Source organism: Solihabitans fulvus (assembly GCF_008386585.1).
Lineage (GTDB): Bacteria > Actinomycetota > Actinomycetes > Mycobacteriales > Pseudonocardiaceae > Solihabitans > Solihabitans fulvus.
Genome location: NZ_VUOB01000160.1, coordinates 1 through 252 on the forward strand (window position 1 = coordinate 1; position 252 = coordinate 252).

Consider the following 252-nt stretch of genomic DNA (forward strand, 5'->3'; position numbering starts at 1 on the left):
CCGCCACGCCTCGAAGACCAGCTCGGTCAGCTCGCCGGCCTCGATTCCTTCGAGGTAGACGACCACCCAGCCGAAACCGCCGGAGGTGAACTGCTCCTCGAAGACGTCGGGCCGCTCGGCGACCAGGGCCAGCTGTTCGGACAGGGTCTGTTTCAGACCGACGGTCTGCGTTCGCGGCCAGTAGTAGCCGAACCGCTTGCCGCGCACGCTGAACGAGGTGTACTGCTCGCCCTCGGCGCGGCGCACGTCGGC

1 protein-coding gene is annotated in these 252 nt (G+C 68.3%); it reads right to left on the reverse strand.

The window, feature by feature from the left end; translation table 11 throughout:
- A partial coding sequence (locus tag F0L68_RS41025) for an MmcQ/YjbR family DNA-binding protein (protein ID WP_149855324.1) occupies positions 1 to 252 on the reverse strand: 252 nt, incomplete at both ends.